3 protein-coding genes and 1 pseudogene are annotated in these 3357 nt (G+C 72.1%); 2 read left to right on the top strand and 2 right to left on the bottom strand.

The window, feature by feature from the left end:
- Both HW445_RS23415 and HW445_RS23420 read right to left on the bottom strand, forming a co-directional pair.
- Positions 1-794: MoxR family ATPase (locus HW445_RS23415; RefSeq protein WP_180222933.1), on the bottom strand; the 794-nt coding region annotated here is incomplete at its 3' end.
- A gap of 276 nt (positions 795-1070) precedes the next feature.
- Complete coding sequence (locus HW445_RS23420; RefSeq protein ID WP_180222934.1) at positions 1071-1616, bottom strand: carbonic anhydrase; 546 nt, start codon at positions 1614-1616, stop codon at positions 1071-1073.
- Between the two features lie 428 nt (positions 1617-2044).
- Here HW445_RS23420 and rsmH point away from each other — a divergent pair, with 428 nt between their 5' ends.
- Positions 2045-3010 carry a 16S rRNA (cytosine(1402)-N(4))-methyltransferase RsmH gene (rsmH, locus tag HW445_RS23425; protein ID WP_180222935.1) on the top strand — a complete coding sequence of 322 codons (966 nt, stop codon included), beginning with the start codon at positions 2045-2047 and terminating at the stop codon, positions 3008-3010.
- A gap of 37 nt (positions 3011-3047) precedes the next feature.
- Positions 3048-3357 (top strand): annotated as a pseudogene (locus tag HW445_RS23430) (hypothetical protein); the annotation flags it as partial.

Here is a 3357-nt window from a genome sequence, read left to right on the forward strand (position 1 = left end):
GCCTTCGCGGCGCGCAGCAGGTGCAGCGTGGCGCGCGGCGAGGCGCCCAGTCTCAGGTCCGCGTGGGCCCGGGTCGCCGCGACCAGCTGCACCACGTACCGGCGGACCGGCTCCGAGACGTGCACCTCACGGACCGTCTCGATCAGCTTCACGATGTCGTGCGCGTGCGCCACCGGCTGCAGGTCGTCCAGCGGGGACGCCCCGCCGTGCACGTCCAGCATCCTCAGCTCGGCCTCCGTGCCGGGGTAGCCGATGGAGACGCGCGCCATGAAGCGGTCGCGCTGCGCCTCCGGCAGCGGGTAGGTGCCCTCCATCTCCACCGGGTTCTGGGTGGCCACCACCATGAACGGGCTGGGCAGCGGATAGGTCTGGCCGTCGATGGTGACCTGCCGCTCCTCCATGGACTCCAGCAGCGCCGACTGGGTCTTCGGGGAGGCGCGGTTGATCTCGTCGCCGATCACCATCTGGGAGAAGATCGCGCCCGGCTTGAACTCGAAGTCCCGCCGCTGCTGGTCCCAGATCGAGACGCCGGTGATGTCCGTCGGCAGCAGGTCCGGGGTGAACTGGATACGGCGCACCGAGCAGTCCACGGACCGGGCCAGCGCCTTGGCGAGCATGGTCTTGCCGACGCCCGGGACGTCCTCTATCAGGAGGTGGCCCTCGGCCAGCAGGACGGTCAGCGAGAGCCGCACGACCTCCGGTTTGCCCTCGATCACCTGCTCGACCGCGCTCCGTATCCGCTCCACCGTCGCGGTCAGATCGAACAGGTTCTCTCGGTCGTCATAGGTCGTCACCCCGGCCCTCCTCAGCCCTCAGCCCCGTCACATCTCCTGAGGGCCGGCGAAAGTCCCGTGTCCCCCCGCCCGCATTGTTGTTGGCGGAGGTCCCGCCTGTCATGACCTGTGGACAACCGGCGGGGCCGCCCGGCGGGGCCTGTGGACGACACGTGCGGTTTTCACGGGGTTTGTCACCCCTGGAGGTGAACGACGAAGACCCGGCCCGGGGGAGGACCCCCGGGCCGGGCGGGGCCGGCCGGGCGGGCGGTGTCGGGAGGGAGGCGGCGTGGGCCGTCAGGCGGCGTCGATCTCCCGCAGCAGACCCGTCCGCACGTCGAAGACGAATCCCCGGACGTCGTCGGTGTGGAGCAGGAACGGCGAGGTGCGCACCTTCTGCATGGACTGGCGGACGTCCTGGTCGACGTCGCGGAACGCCTCCACGGCCCACGTCGGGCGCTGGCCGACCTCCATCTCCAGCTCGTGCCGGAAGTCCTCGGTGAGGGACTCCAGGCCGCAGCCCGTGTGGTGGATCAGCACCACGCTGCGGGTGCCGAGCGCCCGCTGGCTGATGGTCAGGGAGCGGATGACGTCGTCGGTGACCACACCGCCCGCGTTGCGGACGGTGTGGCAGTCGCCCAGGTCGAGACCGAGTGCGGCGTGCAGGTCGAGGCGGGCGTCCATGCAGGCGACGACCGCCACGCCCAGCACCGGACGGGCGTCCATGCCGGGGTCGGTGAAGGCCGCGGCGTACCGCTGGTTCGCATCGACGAGGCGGTCGGTCACGGTGCCGCGGACGTCGGCCCCGGAGGAGGCGGAGCCGGCAGAAGCAGAAGTCGACATGGGGAAGACGTTACTGGCCGCTTCCCCTCCCGACACTTGCGGAACAGGACAAACAGAGCCGTCGATCTTCTGTGTGAGGTAACCCACAGGGGTGGAGTGCATTGCGCCGCACGGGTGATTCCTTCCGTGAGGAGGCACCATCGCCTCGGCGCGGGGCGACTCGCAGGGCAGTTGATTGACCGGCAGACAGGGTGGACTAAAGTGACGCGAAGCGGGAGGCGAGACACGCGAGACTCTCCCCGCTGGACCGAATTCCGGAGAGTCCGGGCCGAGGACGCCCGGGATCTCCCCACGTGCGCGGCGCGTACGTGCGGCTCGGCCTCCTCCCGCTCCCGGCCGGCCGACGCTCCCGGCGCCGGCAGGCCTCCCCTTCGCGAGCGGGCGGGGACCCGGTTGCTCGTGGCGCCGCGCGGACCTGAGAGGGCCCCTTGAGCGAGAGCCGACATGTCCCTGTGATGCTCCGGCGGTGCCTGGATCTGCTGGCGCCCGCACTGGAGCGGCCCGGAGCGGTCGTCGTCGACTGCACCCTCGGCCTCGGCGGGCACAGCGAGGCCATGCTCACCCGCTTCCCCGAGGTCCGGCTGATCGGCCTGGACCGCGACAAGGAGGCGCTGCGCCTGTCGGGTGAACGGCTCGCCCCCTTCGGTGACCGCGCCACCCTGGTGCACGCCGTCTACGACGAGCTGCCCGAGGTCCTCGACCGCCTCGGCATCCCCCGCGCGCACGGCGTCCAGGGCGTCCTGTTCGACCTCGGCGTCTCCTCCATGCAGCTCGACGAGGCCGACCGCGGCTTCGCCTACGCCCAGGACGCCCCGCTGGACATGCGCATGGACCAGACCACCGGGATCAGCGCGGCCGAGGTCCTCAACACCTACCCGCCCGGCGAACTCGTCCGCATCCTGCGCGCGTACGGCGAGGAGAAGCAGGCCAAGCGGATCGTCTCCGCGATCGTCCGCGAGCGCGAGAAGGAGCCGTTCACCACCAGCGCCCGCCTGGTCCAGCTGATCCGCGACGCCCTGCCGCAGGCCGCCAAGCGCACCGGCGGCAACCCCGCCAAGCGGACCTTCCAGGCCCTGCGCATCGAGGTCAACGGCGAGCTGGGCGTCCTCGAGCGGGCGGTCCCGGCCGCCGTGAAGGCGCTCGCCGTCGGCGGACGGATCGGCGTGCTGTCGTACCACTCGCTGGAGGACCGGCTGGTCAAGCAGGTCTTCGCGGCCGGTGCCGCCACCACCGCGCCGCCCGGCCTGCCGGTCGTGCCCGAGGAGTACCAGCCCCGGCTGAAGCTGCTCACCCGCGGCGCCGAGCTGCCCACCGAGGAGGAGATCGCCGAGAACCGGCGGGCCGCCCCCGCCCGGTTCCGCGGAGCGGAGCGGATCAGGGAGGACGTCCGGTGAGCGCCGGGCGTCCCGCCAGGCGTCCCGGGGAGGGCGGATGAGCGGAGAACCCAGGCTGAGGGGCCGGGCGGCACGGCTCGCCTCGCTGCTCCCCACCGGGACCAGCCAGGCCGCCCGCACCCCCTTCGTGCTGCTCGTGGTCGCCCTGCTGGGCGGCGGGCTGATCACCCTGCTGCTGCTCAACTCGGCGCTCAGCGAAGGGTCGTTCCGCCTGTCGGACCTGCGGAGCGAGACCAAGACACTGACCGACGAGGAGCAGGCCCTGCAGCGCGACGTGGACGCCTACGCGCAGCCCGACGCGCTGGCCCGCCGCGCCCAGGAGCTGGGCATGGTGCCCGGCGGCGACC

This window comes from Streptomyces sp. UH6 (assembly GCF_013421635.1).
Lineage (GTDB): Bacteria > Actinomycetota > Actinomycetes > Streptomycetales > Streptomycetaceae > Streptomyces > Streptomyces abyssomicinicus.